This window comes from Sphingobacterium anhuiense, assembly GCF_042686355.1.
GTDB classification, from domain to species: Bacteria; Bacteroidota; Bacteroidia; order Sphingobacteriales; family Sphingobacteriaceae; genus Sphingobacterium; species Sphingobacterium anhuiense.
Map to the genome: position 1 here is coordinate 36,910 of NZ_JBHUPE010000001.1, position 19,624 is coordinate 56,533.

A 19,624-nucleotide genomic window follows, 5' to 3' on the forward strand; every position below is an offset into this window, starting at 1 on the left:
ATATTAGCGAAACCTCAAATATACTGTTAGCCAAATACATAATGGAGTATACGCTCTAAAACAATAGCTCCCAGAGAGGCTTTCTTTTAAAAAGATGCCGATATTCTTGCAGGTATTCATCCATAATACGTGGTTTTCTGAGAATTAAGTCAGTAATGGTATCGGTTTCCGGCTCCGGAAACTTAATTGCCAGATCATCAAGCTCAACAATATGAGTCGCCAACCATCTAGGTAATTTTGATTTTGTAGTTAATCGACTAAATAATTCGTCAGGCGTAATATCCTCATATTCGATTTTACGACATGTTATGTGCGATAATTTTGCGGCCATTTCTAGGTTCGTAATAGCTTGAGGCCCTGCAAGAACAATTGACCGTTGCTTTAATTCATCCGTTGCCAATAAATAATTTACGGCGACCGTTGCTACATCACGGCAGTCAATGTAATTTCGCTTAGCGTGACCTAAAGCGCCGTAAATTTTACCAAAATATTGAATTGTTAGTGCATTTCGCTCCCAATTTTGCATAAATGAATGCGGTCTTAAGCAACAGAAATCATCCATATTTTGTGAAAGATAGTCCTCTATTTTACTATGCCATTGGCTTACCTCCACTTTGGCAGGAGACTGAACTACTGGTGCAGACAATTTAACGATTCGTTTTATACCACTTTGTTTGGCAGCATCAATTATATTAATCTCCTGTTCAACCTGATCTGGAGATGTTGCAGTTAAAAGAAACAATACATCTGCACCAATACAAGCTTCTTTAAGTTGGCCCCTTGAATTTAAGTCGGCACTTACATAAGTTATATTCGATGGTTGGGTACCTACCAGTACAGGATAATGTCGTTCAGGACTTCTGAGAACCCCTCTTGCTATACAATCAGAATCTTTTAGTTGACGCATTACTTCTCTTCCAACTGTACCTGTACATCCAAAAACAACTATGATCGGCTTAATTTTTTTCATTTTTATAATTTTTTATATGCTGACGGATTGTTAATATTGTTGCACCTAGAAATGCTGAGGTTATTATATTAAAACGTTCTGATTGAAGTTTAAATAACGATGTGCACAACATCCCAAGACCAATCATTAACAGAATAATCAAAAGTGATCCTATCCATTTTTTTCGTACGAATATTTGTCTCAGCTCGAATTGCCAAAGTATAATGAAGCTAAGTATCGTTGACAGCAGCGAGGATAATCCTATAGTCGTATAGCTTGCCATCATAAGATCAGTTTTTTGAAGCACAAAAGCTGATATAAAAGACATTAAGGCAGGAAATACATAAGCGGGAATAGCTGCAACCATCAATAAGCGCAGGCTGAAATCTGAAGGGGGACAATCTCTATTTTTCATATGATAGTACGAATAGTGATTTTCATCTGTGTATTTAATGGATAATTATTTATCTCCTACCAATACGATAGCTCAGTGCAGCTTTTCCGTAAGCCATGTTAGAAATAGAGAAATCATTCACTGTCTTTTGTGTGCTGTCGAATAACTCATAACGATTCAACAGTCCCATTCCACCTTGTAGCTGAAGCCAGACCCCTCCTATCAAGTGTTGATGTACCTGTAGACCGCCATGTATAGTGGAGAACTGCGCATAATCGACTACCTTGCCATTGTACCCACGATAATTTTTCAAGTTAAATCGAGTCCAGTCTATTGAACCCGCCAAACCTACCTGTGTGCTTGGACTCACATTATAAAGCACGTTTAATCTAGGCCAATAAAACTGGGCTAACCATTTGTTGTCGGTGCTTCGATAATCAATTGATATTCCTGGAGTAATTAAAGTCTCTCCGAAAGAATGTAAGGCATGAACACCAAATCCTATTTCGAGATTCGATGCAGTTCCAAATTTTTTCGATACACCAAGTATTCCGTCCAGAATCAGATCATCAAAGGAAAGAGATTTTTTAAAATCCGTAGCTAGGGTTGGCATTGCGATTCCCAAAATAGACCATTTACTCGAAATCGGGTGCCGGATAATAATTACCGATTTTATCTCATGAATTCTTTCAATCCGGTTGGGATCATCAATCGTTTCGTTGTCATAATTGAAATCCATTAAACGATAATTCAAATTACTAAAAATGCTTGTCCTGCCTATTTTTACAGGGGGAATTGACAGCCATACATCATAGGTATTCAGTTGAAATTTATTTCCTGAAAGGGAACTTTCTTGTGGTAAATCTTTGAAGTTAGCTTTACTATGAACAGTAGCGGCAATCCCTCCAACGTCCTGAATGATCTGACTATAGCTTTTATTTGAAAAGAGGAGCGCTAAGATAAGAATACAAAAATATGGCCATTTGGTTATGACTTTGTGTTTACAATAAAAGGTAATTTGGAGGCCAGTCCTGATACCGAAGTTTCTAATAGAAATTAATGTTTTCATTTTCTTTGGATTTAATAATACAAAGGTGGACTGAAAACAAGAATTGCTTTAAAACTAAACCGATCTTTACTCGGACAAATCCTGCATAAAGGTAATTCTATATTCCGAGGGGGTTACTCCAGTTATTTTTTTAAATAAGCGTCCAAAGTAGCTAGGATCGCCATAATTAAGTTCAAAAGCAATTTCAGAAATACTCTTAGTCAGGTCCTGTAATAGCAACTGACTTTGCAGAATACTAACTTTATTGATCCATTCCTTTGGACTTTCACCAATCGTTTCCTTGACACATCTATGGAGATAGTTTTCAGAAACAGACAGTTCACCTGCATAAAATAAAATTGACTTATGTTGCAGATAGTGTTTATAGACAAGCTCCTTAAAGTTAAAAGTTATTTCTGCACTCCGGTTAATACTTTTATTCAGTTCTTTACTGGAGGTAAAAATCTTCTGTAGTCCTGCCTGCAAAAGAGAATAACAAATTCCAAGATTTGGATTTGGGTCATATAGCTCAATACTCAATAGCTCAAAAAGAGATGTTAACCATTCGCTACTCTCCTCTGGTAGGTGAATAATGGTATTAGCAGAAAAGAGTTTAATGAGTTCCTGCTTTGACAGCAATTGATTGAGTGTCTGGTCTTCAAATAAGATCATGTGTCCCGCGGCATCTGGGCTTACTTCCTTCAATGAAGTTACGTTCCCTTGTTTGACAAATAAGATTTCATCTTGTTTTATTGACACCAAATTAGCATCGACCTGTTGTTTTGCACTTCCTCTTGTAATATGAACAATAAAATTGAATTCGGGTCTATGTAACGGCGTGGGGACTTTAATGAAACCAGATGTTTTTCCAATATCATGTATCTGAACAGGTGTTCTTAAAATTGCAAAGTCAGTTGACATCTCTGACATAAACTGACCCCTGAAATCTGTTGGAGTTATTCTCTTTATTTTAGACACAGCACAAAACTATAGGATAAATGATATCAAGTATAAACTTTTAGTAGCAAATGAACGGAATTTAGATTTACCATCATTGTTTTTATTGATAAAATAATTTCATTTTTCCTTTTTTCATATTTTTGAACTGCAAATAAAATCATAAAAAAAATGCTTAGCTACATACTGGGGACTTTATTTGCTATTGCAGTGATATACCTATCGTATTTTAATAGTAGATTCATAATGAAATTTATTTTTAACATGATTTTTCTTCATTGAAGATCGTTTATAATGTTATTCCAAACATATTAACAATGTTAGTTTTTGTTTCTAATTGCATCAGCCCCACATCCCCCAACTCAAACCTTGATGCTCTGCTTAAGCAATTGTTGATTCAAAAGTAGGGTGTAATTCATCCCTACTCTATGACCATTATACTAACACAATAAAAAACTCGGTGAATGAGGGAAATGGATCGATGAAATTATTTTATTTTTCTAACCCTAGCTTACTGTTTGTTTTTTCGTCGAAAAGCAAAATAAATAATAATTGCACTAACTGACATTAATACGGAAGCTAAAAAAAATGGTGCTCCAGAAAACTTAAACGGTGCTTTATCATGTGTAAAATAATAGAATAGGTTTGTCATAATCGGAGGACCTACTATTGAAGTCGCACTCACTAGACTGGTTAATGCCCCTTGAAGCTCACCTTGTTCATTTGAAGGAACATTTTTACTTATTATTGATTGTAGTGCCGGTCCGCATATTCCTCCTAAAGAATAGGGTACGAGGAAAATAAACAGCATCCATCCTTCATTAGTAAATGCAAATAACATTAAACCCAATGCATATAATAATAACCCAAAATAGATACTTTTCTGTTCTCCTAATTTGGGAGTGGTCCATCTTATTAAGAGTCCTTGTACTAATCCGGTCAATAAACCCAGTAAACCTAGTGATAGACCTACAACTCGCTCTGTCCAATTAAATTTATACATGGTAAAAAAATGCCAGTTACTCTGTACTGCATGAAGAGCGATGTAGACCAGAATTAAAGCAAAAATAAGATTTGATATTTTTGACTGTTTTCTCAAAAAATTAAATGTACCGATGGGATTTGCTCGTTTCCAGTCAAATGAACGACGTTTATCTTTATCTAAACTTTCTGGTAGTACAAATAACCCATAAAGAAAATTCACCATACATAGCAAAGCTGCTGCATAAAAGGGAACTCGAGTTCCATAATACCCAAGTAAACCGCCAGTTACCGGGCCTATAATAAATCCTAATCCAAAAGCAGCTCCGATTAGGCCGAAATTTTTCGTTCTATCTTCATCGGTGGATATATCTGCAATGTACGCACTTGCTGTGGAAATACTTGCCCCTGTAAGCCCAGCAATGATTCTTCCAAAAAATAACCAACCCATGGATGGTGCAAATGCTAACAGCATATAGTCAACTGCAAATCCAAAAAGAGAAATTAAAAGGATTGGGCGCCTTCCATATTGATCACTAAGATTTCCCACTATAGGCGCAAATATAAATTGGGTGATAGCATACGCAAATCCGAGCCATCCACCATATTTGGCGGCTTCACTAAGGTCACTATGAATAAATTCTCCGATGAGTTTTGGAACTACTGGAAGTATAATTCCCCAACCTGTAATATCAATCAACAATGTGATAAATATAAATCCTATGGCCGCTTTTTTATCTGTTTTTCTCATGCAGTAAAAGTAAAAAGAGACAAAAGGAAGGTATTGACAATTTAATGGTATTTACATACAATCTGAAAGTTGATCTTATTTACCCATCAATAACGGTTAAAAAACAACTATCATTAATTATTCATTTCTGTAAGTTTTAGGCGATATTCCTACTGCTCTTTTAAAATATCTGCAAAAAACACTTGTTTCTTCGAAATGAAGCTCATTGCTTATTTCTTTAATGGATAGACTAGAGGATTTTAGTAATGTTTTAGCATGTAGAATGGTGAGATGATCAATCCATTGTAAGGCAGATTTTCCAGTTTTCTGTTTTAGAAAACTGGAAAGATACTGCGGTGTTAAATGAAGTTTTTCAGCATAAAATGCAACGCTTCTATGCTGGTTAGCATACTTAGCAATAAGGAGATAAAAATCATCTATGATCTCATGTTTGCGGCTCTTTACTACGCTTTTGCTATGAGGTAAATTAGAATATACTTCAGAAATCATACTTATTAAAACTAGAACAAGATGCCGTAGCATTTGTGTTTTATTTGGACTCGCTTTCTTATGATAGAAATTTTGTATAAGTGTGAGTAAATCATGTTGAAGCTTCATTTCGTCGGGCTGAAGCCTTACAATTGGTTCCCATCTAATTTGATCATTCATGACAAACTCACGTAGAATGGGAAATTCTGTAATAAAATCTAATGAAAGACCAATTGTTATTATTTCTGCATGTTCACTCAATGACTTTGTTTCGATCATCAATTGCGGTTGTAAAACAGCAATATCACCTGCGTTTATTTCATATTCAAGAAAATGGATTTGCGATTTCATGGATCCTTTTATCATAAATCCCAATAATAAACCATCAAACAGACGACTATGACTTGTAAATTTCTTATTTGGGTCGTTTTGCTGACTAAGAATTACTATCCCTTCCGTCTTTTCCGAAGGATCGAGATTATATAATTTATAGACATTATCCAAAGTTATAAATAGAGGCATGTTCAAATGTCGGAAAAAAAATACACCTATAGCAAGTGGCGTCCAGGTAGTACCTTACAAATTGTATGTAAACACAATAAAATTGCAAAATTATAGATGAAATGATTTCAATAATTGATAAATTTGAGAATTACAATATTGACTTTCCACTTGATACTGCGATCAAAGGTTTTTATAGATCTCTTGATCAATATTATTCGATAATTCGAAAAATGCTTTTACATCGTCTTTTTTCACGAACCCGCTTCCTACTTTCCAACTTGATAAAACCTCAAAATTGAAGAAAGTTAACGCCGTAGGCGTGTTTATTTCTTTCCGTATTTAGTTATTGCATAACCGTCAAAGCGTATTAATTCTAATTCTTGTTTTCCCTTTGGTAGATTGTAATAAAAATTATAAAATTGAACAACTCTACCTTTGGGATAATTTTCTTTAGTAAAGTTAGAGGTTATGGCAGATTGCTTGATTATTTCTAGATTCTTTTGAACTAGCGTTGCCCTAGTTCCGTTTCCATAAATTTTGACTTCACAACTATCTTTTGGCAACAATGTAAAAGTATTTGATAATAATGCTTTTCTTTCGGTTAACATCCATTCTTTTTTCATTCCTCGTAATTGTGCTACTTCAAATTCAGCGCTTTGGATAATTTCCAAAACATTATTGCTATCTCTATCATTTATGCCTTTTGTTAGTTTAGCAACAGCATTATAGAGTTTATCAAGTAATTCCTTCGAATTTGTCAACTGAACTGATTTATTTAAGGTAGATAGTTCGATAGGAACTTTAGCTTTAAACTTTATGGTTTTCAAAAAGTAACCATTCTTAATGTTTTCTTGGGTTATATCATCATCAGATAATTGATAATTTACTAAAATATTTTCTTCAGGAAAATCAGATTTATTTGAAATGATCGATACCCCTTTAGCTGACTTGACCAATAGAATTTCTAAAATCGGTTTTCCTTGTTTTTTGTACTTTGTCAAATCAATCAACACTTTTAATTCTTGCTCTCCATTTTTGTCAATCGCTATGTCAATAAAATTCGGAATGGTATTTCCGAAGAATTCAAGCCCTCGAAATACTGGATAATCATTTATTGAGATTTCTGTCGGATAATAAAAAGTCGTTTGAATGCCATAGTTATTCTGTTCCAAACTGGATTTTAATCTATCTAAAAGTTCTGTCTTTCTACCTTGCCCGTTGGAATAAGTTACCGCAAGTAATGCGATGATAAATAAACAATATTTTTTCACAATTCTATATTTTTTCACAATTCTATATTTTTTCACAATTCTATATTTTTATATGTGTCGGTCTAACCTTTTAAGCTGAAGAATTTAGTATTTATGAAGGAGGAAAAATAGATGTATATTCCGATAATATTGCCCCCATTCTTATGATACTTCACTTCCCTGATTTTGGTTATCTAATGATTTTTATCAGTAACTTGACAATATTACCTTTTTTTTCTTAGACATTCCCTTTAAATTCAATAGGGTGTGAAGTATGCAAAATCATATCCAGCACGGCATCTGCAATTGTGCCTTCTCCGATAAAATACGAGATCTAACTAACAATTATAAATCATCCCTAACTTATGTCAAGTTGAAAAAACTTGGTGAATAAAGGGATGGGATAGTGAATTTATGGGCTTTGATTGTTTTTTATTACATTAGAAAAAGATATCGCCCTCGTATAAATAATAAGGACGAATTGGTAAAGATTAAATTATATGAAACCAAACTATTTAAGTGCTAGTTACTCATTCATTATTATTTTAATCAGTTGTGGATTACTTTATAAATTCTATATAACTAATGTAAATAATACTTTTATAAGGGGAATTGTATTTATAGTGATAGCTGTTTTTATTTTTGTATTTATTTCATCTTTTAAAGGTATTGGAATATTTAAAACTGAAAAAGAGGCTAATAAGTATAAAGGAAAATTATCATATAATAACGATGCTTATACGGTCATTACCTATTCTAAGGATATTGTAGTATCCTGGAATTCTATAGAGGCTATATTTTATATTAATTCCCCCCCGCTTGATGGCGAATATCATAATAAGGAATACAGAATTTTTTTAAATAATGACCCTGTAATCATAAATAAAAGACCTTTAAAATGGTATGATACCATACTGCCATCGCCTAAAAAAGAAGAACATCCAATGATTAAAATTGATGATTATTATAACATTGATTTTGATACATTTTTACCTTCCATAGAAAGGTTTCTTATGATTAAAAATATACCACTAGGCTTTTTAAATGGCAAATTTGGAAACCAAGTAGACTATGCAAAAAAAGAAAACACAGTCATTGGAGTTCCCCATAATAAATTGTTAATGACGACAGGATTTTACGTATTATATGATAAAGGAAGTCATAGCGACTTTGAATTAAAAGAATATAGAAAAAATGCAACAATCCTTCGTTAGCGACGTACAATTTGCTCTAAGGACTCAACTACGCTCTTATAGTTTGTTTTCATGATTACCAAGAGCACTTGAAAGCAATTATGTAAGGTTTGTCATACGAAATCTTACATAATTATTTCAAAATTCTACGTTAACCTAAGAAATTCCACCTTTCACCGAATAATCTCAAGCTACTAACCGAAAATATGTTGATAGTTACCGTTTATTAAGTGATCATTGCATAAATTTAAAATCTAAATATGACAATCATCAACACGGCCAATTCTGTTGCTTTTAGCAAAGCATGTCTGATCTTTTCATTTCTACTAGTATCACTGACACTATATGCTCAATCCACAACTATAAATCCGATAAATTTTACGAGCAAAAAGATAAAATTGTCAGGCGCAATTTATGCGGCTAAAGACCCGAAAGCTGGTGTAGTTATCGTTCATGGATCTGGCCAAGAATTGAGGTCTATCGAATTAGCCTCATTTTTAGCCAATAATGGCATTTCTGTCCTTACATATGACAAACGGGGAGTTGGCGAATCAGGAGGCGAATATGCTGGCCCCGAAGTCGGTACCAATAACATTGACCCCTATAATCTTAATCTTCTTGCGACAGATGTACAGGAAGCACTAAAAACGCTAAAAGAATTTATCCAAGATAACAACGTCCCAGTGGGTCTTTTAGGAGGCAGTCAAGCAGGCTGGATAATACCCATAGCTGCAGATAAATGTAAAAAAACTGATTTTATCGTATTGTTAAGCGGTCCGTAATACCCACACTGGAACAACTTCGCTTTCAATTTTTCACGAACGGCAATCGCAACTTTTGGGATACACATTCTGAACTGGAGGTACGACAACATATCAGCAATGCACCAGACAAATTTCAGTTTGTAAATACTGACCCTGTGAAGTCTCTTAAAAGATTAAAAATACCCGGACTCTGGCTATTTGGAGACAAAGATATCCAAGTGCCAATAAGATTATCAATTGAAAAGTTAGAAAGTCTTAAATCTGAAGGAAAAGATTTTGACTACAAAATATTCCCCAACTTCGGACATAACATTTCCATCTCAGCAAGTATGGAACCCACTAAATTTGCTATAGGTTGGATCAAAAGTTTAGCAGAACGAATCAACAACTAAGTTTCCAATATATTTTTCATCAAAGCTGAAAGAAGTTTACTAAACTTAAAAAAGACAAAAAAAGGCCATTTAAATAAAAACCATCAGAAGAATTATTAAACTGGAGTTGTTAACCTAGTCGGTATATCATGAAATAGTTTTATGGATGGCAAAATTCCATTGGAAATAACAAAAGGAACGTCAAACCTAACATATAAATTCTATTCACGTTTGGATGCAACCTCTAATTAAAAATGAAGGGAAATCGTAAGAATGCTACTAAACAAAGCAAGCTATTCTTGACAGAATGGCTTGCTTTGTTTTTTTATATGATCTATGGAAATCAATATATTTTTTCATGGACTTATATACTGATTTCTTACTAAATCAGGAATATCTTGTACAACTAGAAGCTGTTGATTCTTTATCAGATAATTTCGATCTGTAAGATTTAGAACATCATGATAATAATGATCTGAAATTATAATGCCTTTTGTTTTTTTGACCTCTAATAAGAATTCATGGATAACATCCCGGTAGAGAGGCTCTATCATGGAAAAGGGCTCATCTAAAATCAAGAAAGAGTGATCTAAATTTCCGATCAATAAAAGTTCGAGGTATTTCAATTCTCCTTCAGAAAGTGTTCCAATTTTTTTATTCTCTAATAACGATATTCTTTTTGAAGAAAAAATTTTATTCTGGCCATCATCTGAAGGAAAGAATAAAGTAATGATCTTTTTAACTAAGTGGCCCTTGGGCAAAAAATGTTGCTGTGGCAAGAGACCTATATGCTTTTTAGGAATAATATGGTCTCTTGAAATAAAGGTATTGTTGATTTTAATATCTAAACTTCCTTTTTTCTCAATGCCAAAGATCATTCTAAATAAAGTAGACTTTCCTGTTCCATTTCTTCCAAAAATTCCTATGATTTCATGCATATCACAATAAAAATGTGCGTTTAATAGTAGCTCAGATTGTTTAGGGAATTGAATAGAAATATTGTCAACAATTAATTTTTTCATTTAATAACAAAATAATAAAGCAGCAGTAATAAAAGAGAGATAAAAGTATTCAACACAAGTATCTTGGCTATGAGCTGTCGTTTTGAATAACCTAAATTATAATATATATAATACTGATTAGAATAAATGTAGTTATAAGCTTTTAATCCAACCCAAACCCCTATAGTAGAGAAGATGATTAATGAAAAGAAAATTCCTGTTGCTAAACCAATTATAATACTAAAACCTACATTAAACATGGTGACATCTCGATAGTATGTTAACACAGGACTCATGATGAAATTGATTTAAAAAATGATTTTTCTTTACTGAAGATAGTCTATAATATTACCCCAAACATATTAAAAATTTAACTTTCCAGATGTTAAAAAAATATAAATAACCATATCTCACAACATTGCCTTGACTCACCATATGATTAAAACAATAAATTACTTGTAAGCGTTTATCGATTGAGAAACTTTCAAGTTACCGCCTTCATTAACAATATCACGATGTCTCCCCGGCTAAAGCCATCCCACTTCATGGTTACTTTAGCGACCATATTGTCAGTAGGTTACTGTACAATAGTGATGCTTGGCTTACAGCTTAGCTAGTCTCCTTTTTGTTTTTCCAGAAATAAAAGAACTTCAGAACGATGTTGATTTTGACTCTATAATCAATCTCACAATAACTGATTCTAAATTTTAAACTACGACATCAGTTTTTCAGAAAAATGATGTAACCCTAGAGCAGGTCATTTCAAAGTTGATTTGTTAAAAGTTACAATCTGCGTCTTATGTAGTTATTTCAACTTAATAAAGTTGACATTGGTTGCCCCAAAATTAGTAATATTCAATCCCGTTATTTCATTTTTTTTGTTTCTGTGAAAATTGACTTCCACGGCAAAAGTAATGACTCCTGTAAATTTATCTTTTTCGACTTCTGTTAGCACAGCATCACTCAATCTGTTATGTGACATTGTTAACTTTCCATTGATGACTTTCAATGTGAAAAGTGATGCCAAATCAGAGTTCTGAAATTGCCCCTCAAAACCCTTTAAATTCGTTGCGGCAATATATACCGGGGCTTCTTCAACTCTAATTTGAGACGCGATTATCGGCGATCTCTCTTTAAATTTGTTCGATAAATAAAATTCTGCGATGTCCATTCCTGCTTTATATGAAACAAAATCTTCATCATTACTCAAAAGAATGATGGATAATTTATTCTCCTGAAAACGACCTAAATAAGATTTAAAACCAGCATCGCTTCCTGTATGATTATAGACATTAAGACCTTTGTAGTTTCGGATAAACTGACCTTTGGCATGGTAAATATTTTCTCCATCTCTTACTGCTAAAATAGCAGGTTCGCCATTATCTAACAGTGATTTTTCATTGAAAAGATTAATAAAATCAAGATCCCCTACTTTAGGATTTTCAAAGTTAGCAGTCCACTTAACTAGATCTTCAACGGTTGTATAAACATTTGTCGGTCCTACGGAAGAACTGCTAAGGTTTCTTTTACTGTATAATCCGTTTGCACTTCCATAAGAATAAGCTCTATTTTTAACTATTTTTTCGTTATCATCATATATTAAGGTATTTTCCATACCTAGTGGATTGAAAATATTTTCTTTCGCAAACCGACTGAAACTTTTTCCCGAAACTCTTTTTACAATTTCAGTAAGCAATGTAAATCCTGTGTTACTATACTTAAATTGACTTCCGGGTAAAAAATTCAGTTCTTTTTGTTTCGTTATTATTTTCATTACTTGTTCGGTAGTAATGACATCATCCATTCTCCAACCTGCTAATGTTAACAAGGACCATTGATCCTTTAATCCACTTGTATGAGAACATAAATGCTTAATTGTTATTATTTTTTCATAAATCGGCAATTCGGGAATGTATTTTCTTATATCATCATCCAACGAGATTTTACCTTGTTTCTCTAATAAATAAATTGAAAAGGTGGTAAATTGTTTAGAAACAGAACCTATATTAAAAATCGTTTTTGAAGTAATCGGAATATCATATTCGAGATTAGCGGTACCATAGCCTTTTTCGAAAATAAGTTTTCCGTCTTGTACAATACCTACTGCAACACCGGCAGTTTTTGAATTGTATTGAGAAAATAAGGAATCAATTTTCTTTTCTGCAGCTGAATTTGTTTGTGCTAACAAATTGCTCGATATACTAATATGAATTAGAATAAATTTTATTAAATATTTCATGTGGCAATAATCTAAACCTGTGTTAACTGATGGAAAATCTTATCCTAATTATTTTTCTCAATCAATTCAATAATTTTAAGAGCAACACCTTTCGATGATTGAAAATTTTGCCCAGTAACAATGCGACCGTCCTGTTCCATATGAGCCACATTTCCTTTTGAAAATTTAAAAGTTCCACCCCTTTCTTCTATAGTCTTCTGAATTAAAAATGGAAAATGCTTAAAGTATTCACCATCTTGCTTTTCAAAAGAATCTGGATAGCCACTTATTATTTTCCCTTGCACTAAAAATTTACCATTTTTAGTCCTCAAGTTGACAATTCCCGCCGTTCCGTGACATACCGAAGAAATAATGCCGTTATTATTTTCATAAACCTGCATTGCAATATCTTGTATAGCATCATTTTCAGCAACACCGTACATCGCGCTTCCACCTCCAATATAATGAACTGCCTTGTACATGGTGTAATCAATTTCTTTAGGACTCAACGTATATTTAATGGCATACATAAAGTCTTGATTATATACATATTGTTTTTGCAAACTGTCTGAGGTATTGATGTAGGCTAAAGGAATACTACCACCTTCTGGACTTACAAAATCAACAGTATAACCAGAATTTACAAAAGTATCATAAGCATTTACGATTTCGGCAAAGCTATTTCCTGTTGAAATTATAGAATTTCCATAATAATGTGCATTGGAAACAATGAATAATATTTTTTTCCCGGATTTATGACTTGCTTTGCTGCTCGCAGATTTACTAATTATTTTCCATTCACCCTCAATCTTTTTTAGTAAGAACATATCCATAAATTCTTGTTTTTTTTCAGGAATAAGAATTTCGGCTTTTGCAAAAGCAATATCATTAAAATATTCTATAGAAATGATTTTCCCTATACGACCGTTATATTTGCCTTTATTCCCTTTTTGGAACCAGTTGACATATTCTGAAATTGGAACTATCCACAAAGGTTTTTCTTTGTGGCTTAAAAAAAGATTGGCTTCTGCATAAAAAGCCTTACTAATACTTTCAGGTTTATTATAAGATGTACCATTAATATAGTTCTGAATACAATTTTCAATGAGGGATTGTTCTGATTGTGCAAAAGATCCATTTGATAGGATTACAAATAAAATTGCGAAAAATATTTTTCTCATAAACTTTGGATTTTAATGATTTAAAAATGTTCCTCAAAAATATATTGCTTAAGTTTCAAATCAGTCCAAGTTTATCATAATGAAGTACGGATGTATATTTTAGGAGTAAAAATTATGTTTTTGATAATTTGAAGGCGTAGTTCCTGTGATTTTTCTAAATGAACTATAAAATGTACTGCTCGAATTAAAGCCAGATTCAAAACCCACAGCATCTATTTTCAACTGAGGGCTTTCTTTTAATAATCGTTTTGCTTCATCAATTCGATATTCATTAATAAATTGAGTAAAACTTTTATTCAAATTATCATTAATTAATTGTGATAGTAATTGAGGTCTAATATTTAATTCTTTTGCTAAAATTGATAAAGTGAGATCAGGGTTAGTATAGATTTTTCTTGTTTCAAAAAGTATATTAATTTTTTCTTGAATTTCCTTTACCAGCTTTTCATCTATTTTGTTGATGTATTTTTCTTTATTAATGACAGGATTTAACGTTTTGTTTTTTGCATAATAAATCAGCATAAACGAAATGTAAAAGCTAAAGGAAAAAGTCAAAGCACCAGAAATATACGACGTATATCTAGATAAAGAATAGGAAAGCCAAATTGCAAAAACACCACAAATAATTGATAAGATCCAAGTTTCTTCATAGCTAATCTGGTGGCGATTGGTCACTAACTTCCTGAAAACTTGTCTAGCCTCGTAAATGGATAATACAATAAAAATAAACCACTGAATAGTTATAGCATAATAAATTATTCCTCTCCATACCTCAGAATTATACTTGTATGGGAAAAGGAATCCAAAAACAGTTACAGCTATTACTATAAAAATGAGACTATATTTTGCAAAAGAATAATTAAGCTTTTGCAATATTGATTTAACAAAAAAGTACAATATTGGACCAATTAAAACACAAGCCGACAAACCTATTTGTAAATACGTTTTTGATAACTGTGGATTAAAATTGTAAAATATAGATTTCCCGATTCGTGTACTTAAAGATAATAATAGAAGCCCTAAAAATAAATCGGATACAACTTTGTTTCTTTTTAAGAATAAGAAATAAAAGCCCAAAACAAGACTATTAAAAACACCTAAAGCACTTAGAAAAAATAATATTTGATTCTGAATATTCATTAATTTAAAAATATGTTTTCTTTTTGGAATTGTTTACCGTTGGCCTAAATTTACTCGCTAAAACCGTTCGAGTAATTTTCTTACAATACTACATAAAAATATCAGTACAGTAATTAAATTTCTCATAAACTGAACGTTATTTTCTAAGCAAAAGAAAATTGGAAAAATGATCTCACAAAAAAAACAACACAATAGTAATCAATTAATTAACAACATATTTAAGAATAAAAACAGACATCTGTATAAGGAGTAGATAGAAGAGGATATTACGAGTTTGCAGTTAAAAATTTTATACCATTCTTTTAAAATCGATTCACAAACTAATACTGGAGAATGTTTCAAAAAATTAAAAACATTGTCTCATAAAGAAGCAATGATGCTGATTTTGAACTTATCTTTAAGATAGAATAAGGTAGTTTTTTCTTTTTTATTGCGGCAGATAGCAAAAAAAGGAACATTCAATAGCGCGCTATCTGTTTGAGGATTTTCCATGTGATGATCAGACAGATCATTACTGGGATCATAGAGTTGAAAAAAAAATGTATCTTTCAAATTGTTTTATTCATATTATTCTTTATCAAAATATTTTTTAAGATCGGATATGCTCTTTATCTGGAGTTCAACAGCATGTTTTCTGCGCATCATTAATGCGTAAGAATTGTTAAATCCTAATGGCTTCATCCATTGAATTCCATACTGTTTCTGAAATTCAGAATTGACGTATTGATAGGTTTCTTCTGGACTTTTTGTAACCCTTTTTAGATCTCCATTTGAGGGCTTTAACAATACCAACCACCCGGTTCCCGTATATTCAGGATAAAAATCTATTGCATCGTTCATCAATGCATCAAAACAGATCTTGGTTCCTCCCAGTCCTGTTTTGGTCTGCACCCTATAATTCGTATAGCCTTCTATCAGCATTTTATACATTTCGGCAAGAACATACTGCTCGCCAAATATCTTCGAGCCAATGCGCACTGTTCCCGCATTTCCACGGTTTGATTTTTTATATAACTTATTTTTAATTAAAAAATCTTTGGCAATTTTTTCAGGAGTTTGATTCAGATAATCGGATTTGTAATTCAGATCCGTCATAATAGAATCATTAAATTTTCCGGCCAAGAGATTGAGTGTTTCTTCAAGTTTCGGAAACTTCTCCAATGTTTTTGATTTAATAATTGGAGCTGCATAATAAGGCGGAAATATCTTTTTGTCATCTTCCAGAACATATAGATCGAAAGCCTTAATTCTTCCGTCAGTAGAATATCCACTAATCAGATCGAGTTCTTCTTCATAAGCTGCTTTATACATAATGGCATCACTTACAACGACAGGATTTACATTAAGTTCGTAAACAGAACGCAAACCAAGATCTCCATCCTGTCTTCCCATAAATTCCGGCGTAAAACCGGCTGTAATTTTTTGATGGGAAATAGAAGTAACTCCATAGACCACTCCCACCATGATAAGTGATGCAGGAATGATATATTTTAAGTTTTGAAAGATTCTATATCCGGATTTTTGTAGAACAGCAATTGTCTGATCTAGCATAACCGCCATTAGGGCTGCAGGAATTGCACCAGATAAGATCATATTGGTATTATTAAGCGATATTCCGCCAAAGATAAATTCACCAAGACCTCCTGCTGCAACAAATGAAGCCAGAGTCGCGACTCCGACATTAATAACCGCAGCAGTTCTTATTCCTGCAATGATTACAGGCATTGCCAACGGAAATTCTACCTTAAAAAGAAGCTGACTTTTATTCATTCCCAAAGCTTTTGCAGCTTCAGCAACAATCGGGCTTACCGTTGTGATTCCTGTATATGTATTACGGATAATGGGCAAAAGCGCGTAAATCAGTAAGGCAATAATGGCTGGTTTTGCACCGATTCCAAAAATAGGAATCATGAAGCCCAATAAGGCAATACTTGGAATTGTCTGTAAAACTCCTGCCATTCCGAGAACAGGAGTTGATAATTTCTTTTTGCGGGCAATTAATATTCCTAAGGGCACACCGATAACAATAGCCAGAAGCAATGAAAGAAAAGTCAACCCAAGATGCTGTATAATCTGTGTTAGCAGTTTTTCATGCTGCTCCATAATAAACTGCCAGAGACTTTGCTGCGTCATACGATCTGTAATTTTCTATAATCATTAAATCCCTTGATCAGATTTTCATAATGCCCGGTATTTTTATAATCTGAGCTTAATTTTTGAAGGGCATTCCAAACACTTGTCGTTTCTTTGAAATCGAACTCTTCTAATCTATTTTCAGGCTTCATATAGCCTAAAACATCTTTTAAAGTGGCTATTTTATATTCCAATAGAAGACGGTTTTCTGCAAAAAAATCATTTACAAAATCATTTCTTGAATGATACAGCATTTCTTTTGGGGTTCCAGTCTGAATAATTTTCCCTTTATCCATCAGACAAATCCGATGCCCCAATTCAAATGCTTCCTGTACATCATGTGTCACTAGAATAATAGTTTTATTCTTAAGTTCTTCTAGAGATTTAAATTCGCTATGAATATCGGCTTTTGTAATATTATCTAATGCTCCGAAAGGTTCATCCATAAGCAAAACAGGAGTATTTGCGATGAGTGCTCGGGCAATTCCTACTCTTTGCTGCTGCCCACCACTCAGTTCGCCGGGAAACCGTGAAAGCATATCTTCGGAAAGATGAAGTTTATATAAAAGCTCTTCGATTCGGTTTTGGATCTTTCTTTTATCCCATTTTAATAATTTGGGGACAATAGCAATATTCTGCTGAACAGTATAATGAGGAAAGAGCCCGGAATGCTGCATAACAAAACCTATTCCCATCCGTAGTTCTTCGATTTTCCGATCACGGATATTTTGACCATTAATTAAGATATCTCCCGAATCAGCCTCTATAAGGCGGTTGATCATTTTTAGCGTTGTTGTTTTTCCGCAACCACTCGTTCCTAGAAGCACTAGAATCTCATGATCATAAGCCTGAAAAGAAATTTGGTCAACGGCAGGCTTTCCGTTAAAACTCTTTGAAACCGATTCTACTGTAATCATAGTTACATTATTGAATTAGTTGCATGTCTGTGAACTGTCATTTCAGACTGGTTTGGACAAACTTTCAATTTGTTATTTCTGCTGTTTCCCGTGATGTGGTTTCAGAAGTTCATCTTATTAAATGATGTATCAAGCGCAGATTCAAAATCTTTTCTACATGCTGAAAAATCTCGACAATATACTGATGATAAAGCATTTATAAATAAAATAAGGATTACAAATTTTAACTTCATTATTAAAAACGTTAGGATCAAATAATCTATTATATAACAATTTACATATATTTTATCACTTTTACTATGATAATTTCATATTGTTTTTATATAACATAAAAGCCACATCTCAACATCTTGTCTTCACTAAACATATGAATTCAAACTTTATTTACTTATAAGAATTAACAGTTTAAGATACTCTCCGTTTACCGTTATCATTGACTAAAGTCGCATGATCGGTCTTGATAAAGTCATCAAACGGCATGATTACTATGACTGCCATATAATCAGCTGATTGCTGAACAATGATGGTATTTATTTTATAGTTCAACTGCTCACCTTTTTATTTTTTCAAAAAGAAGATGACCTCTGAACGGTTATTAATTTTAATTTCCGATGTCTTTACTTTTTGGGTGAAGTCAAATGTAAACAACTACTATCCTACTTTCATAACCAACATAATGTTAAATGCATTGTTCTACTCTTGTCTGAGGGAATAGAATTAATCACTATAATTCAGAACGTTTGATAATAATCAAAGCCATAATGCAAAATTACTTCAACAAAGCATAGACTTCTATTTGTAATAAGTCTAAATAGAACGTATATTTGAACGCTTTGAATACCTCAGTACATAAAATAGAGATTAACAAAAGACGATTTGAAGAGTTGTTCCAATTGTATTGGAAGAGGATGTATTCATTTGCACTCAAAAGCCTTGGAGACGAGGATGATGCCAAGGAGATCGTTCAAGAGGTTTTTAAATCACTGTGGGAAAGAAGGCAGCATCTTCAATTGCAAGATGCCGAACGCTATCTATTGCGTTCAGTAAAATTAAAATCGCTGGAATTTCTAAGAAATAAAGGAAATAAGGAGCGGCATCATGACTTGATTTCAAACAGTAAAAGTGAATTGTACGAGGATAATAATCTGTATTACAAAGAACTTAAAAATCATTTAGATAATGCGGTGGACTCATTGCCAACGCAATGCAAAAATGTTTATAAACTGAGTCGCGACGAAGGATTGACCAATAAAGAAATAGCAAATAACTTATTAATTTCAGAACGGGCGGTCGAATATCACATCAGTAAGGCATTAGCTGTTATTAAGATCAGACTTAAAAAATATTGCAATATCAACATTGCTCGATTTCTATTAATTTCTTTTTTGTACTTTTGAATGTATT

At 32.9% G+C, this 19,624-nt stretch carries 19 protein-coding genes; 4 read left to right on the forward strand and 15 right to left on the reverse strand.

Annotated features, from left to right (window positions below):
- Positions 1-55 precede the first annotated feature (55 nt).
- From ACFS6I_RS00140 to ACFS6I_RS00170, 7 genes are all read right to left on the reverse strand, one after another.
- Positions 56-970 (reverse strand): NmrA family NAD(P)-binding protein, encoded by a 915-nt coding sequence (locus ACFS6I_RS00140; protein WP_380917247.1) that lies wholly within the window; start codon positions 968-970, stop codon positions 56-58.
- Positions 957-1,364: a hypothetical protein gene (locus ACFS6I_RS00145; protein ID WP_380917249.1), complete on the reverse strand. Its 408-nt coding sequence runs from the start codon at positions 1,362-1,364 to the stop codon at positions 957-959. Before ACFS6I_RS00145 ends, ACFS6I_RS00140 begins: the two co-directional genes overlap by 14 nt.
- A gap of 49 nt (positions 1,365-1,413) precedes the next feature.
- A complete protein-coding gene (locus ACFS6I_RS00150; RefSeq protein ID WP_380917251.1) occupies positions 1,414-2,412 on the reverse strand; it encodes a DUF6268 family outer membrane beta-barrel protein in 999 nt (332 codons plus the stop codon).
- Between the two features lie 66 nt (positions 2,413-2,478).
- Positions 2,479-3,321, reverse strand: coding sequence for a helix-turn-helix domain-containing protein (locus ACFS6I_RS00155; protein WP_380917253.1), 843 nt, complete (start codon positions 3,319-3,321; stop codon positions 2,479-2,481).
- Between the two features lie 538 nt (positions 3,322-3,859).
- On the reverse strand, positions 3,860-5,080 hold the full coding sequence (locus tag ACFS6I_RS00160; protein ID WP_380917255.1) for a TCR/Tet family MFS transporter: 1,221 nt from the start codon (positions 5,078-5,080) through the stop codon (positions 3,860-3,862).
- Positions 5,081-5,197: 117 nt separating this feature from the next.
- Positions 5,198-6,070, reverse strand: coding sequence for a helix-turn-helix domain-containing protein (locus ACFS6I_RS00165; RefSeq protein ID WP_380917257.1), 873 nt, complete (start codon positions 6,068-6,070; stop codon positions 5,198-5,200).
- Positions 6,071-6,375: 305 nt separating this feature from the next.
- A complete protein-coding gene (locus ACFS6I_RS00170) occupies positions 6,376-7,359 on the reverse strand; it encodes a hypothetical protein (RefSeq protein ID WP_380917259.1) in 984 nt (327 codons plus the stop codon).
- Between the two features lie 443 nt (positions 7,360-7,802).
- Here ACFS6I_RS00170 and ACFS6I_RS00175 point away from each other — a divergent pair, with 443 nt between their 5' ends.
- The 3 genes from ACFS6I_RS00175 to ACFS6I_RS00185 all read left to right on the forward strand — a co-directional run bounded on the left by ACFS6I_RS00175 (position 7,803) and on the right by ACFS6I_RS00185 (position 9,651).
- Positions 7,803-8,516, forward strand: coding sequence for a hypothetical protein (locus tag ACFS6I_RS00175; RefSeq protein ID WP_380917261.1), 714 nt, complete (start codon positions 7,803-7,805; stop codon positions 8,514-8,516).
- Between the two features lie 239 nt (positions 8,517-8,755).
- The gene (locus ACFS6I_RS00180; protein WP_380917263.1) at positions 8,756-9,277 is read left to right on the forward strand and encodes an alpha/beta hydrolase; all 522 of its coding nucleotides are present in this window, start codon (positions 8,756-8,758) and stop codon (positions 9,275-9,277) included.
- A 92-nt stretch (positions 9,278-9,369) separates the two neighbouring features.
- Positions 9,370-9,651 (forward strand): alpha/beta hydrolase family protein, encoded by a 282-nt coding sequence (locus tag ACFS6I_RS00185; RefSeq protein ID WP_380918153.1) that lies wholly within the window; start codon positions 9,370-9,372, stop codon positions 9,649-9,651.
- Between the two features lie 335 nt (positions 9,652-9,986).
- Here the strand turns inward: ACFS6I_RS00185 and ACFS6I_RS00190 are convergent, their stop codons facing one another.
- From ACFS6I_RS00190 to ACFS6I_RS00225, 8 genes are all read right to left on the reverse strand, one after another.
- On the reverse strand, positions 9,987-10,652 hold the full coding sequence (locus ACFS6I_RS00190) for an ATP-binding cassette domain-containing protein (RefSeq protein ID WP_380917265.1): 666 nt from the start codon (positions 10,650-10,652) through the stop codon (positions 9,987-9,989).
- A 784-nt stretch (positions 10,653-11,436) separates the two neighbouring features.
- Positions 11,437-12,870: a serine hydrolase domain-containing protein gene (locus tag ACFS6I_RS00195; RefSeq protein WP_380917267.1), complete on the reverse strand. Its 1,434-nt coding sequence runs from the start codon at positions 12,868-12,870 to the stop codon at positions 11,437-11,439.
- A 44-nt stretch (positions 12,871-12,914) separates the two neighbouring features.
- Positions 12,915-14,030: a nuclear transport factor 2 family protein gene (locus ACFS6I_RS00200; RefSeq protein ID WP_380917269.1), complete on the reverse strand. Its 1,116-nt coding sequence runs from the start codon at positions 14,028-14,030 to the stop codon at positions 12,915-12,917.
- Positions 14,031-14,129: 99 nt separating this feature from the next.
- Complete coding sequence (locus tag ACFS6I_RS00205; protein ID WP_380917271.1) at positions 14,130-15,170, reverse strand: helix-turn-helix domain-containing protein; 1,041 nt, start codon at positions 15,168-15,170, stop codon at positions 14,130-14,132.
- Between the two features lie 360 nt (positions 15,171-15,530).
- On the reverse strand, positions 15,531-15,722 hold the full coding sequence (locus tag ACFS6I_RS00210) for a hypothetical protein (protein ID WP_206368188.1): 192 nt from the start codon (positions 15,720-15,722) through the stop codon (positions 15,531-15,533).
- Positions 15,723-15,737: 15 nt separating this feature from the next.
- On the reverse strand, positions 15,738-17,303 hold the full coding sequence (locus tag ACFS6I_RS00215; RefSeq protein ID WP_380917273.1) for an ABC transporter permease/substrate-binding protein: 1,566 nt from the start codon (positions 17,301-17,303) through the stop codon (positions 15,738-15,740).
- Positions 17,300-18,220 (reverse strand): ABC transporter ATP-binding protein, encoded by a 921-nt coding sequence (locus ACFS6I_RS00220; protein WP_380917275.1) that lies wholly within the window; start codon positions 18,218-18,220, stop codon positions 17,300-17,302. The genes ACFS6I_RS00215 and ACFS6I_RS00220 overlap by 4 nt, the downstream gene beginning before the upstream one ends.
- A gap of 405 nt (positions 18,221-18,625) precedes the next feature.
- On the reverse strand, positions 18,626-18,766 hold the full coding sequence (locus tag ACFS6I_RS00225) for a hypothetical protein (RefSeq protein WP_380917277.1): 141 nt from the start codon (positions 18,764-18,766) through the stop codon (positions 18,626-18,628).
- A 278-nt stretch (positions 18,767-19,044) separates the two neighbouring features.
- Between ACFS6I_RS00225 and ACFS6I_RS00230 the strand changes: the two genes are divergently transcribed.
- Positions 19,045-19,617: an RNA polymerase sigma-70 factor gene (locus ACFS6I_RS00230; protein WP_380917279.1), complete on the forward strand. Its 573-nt coding sequence runs from the start codon at positions 19,045-19,047 to the stop codon at positions 19,615-19,617.
- Positions 19,618-19,624: the final 7 nt, after the last annotated feature.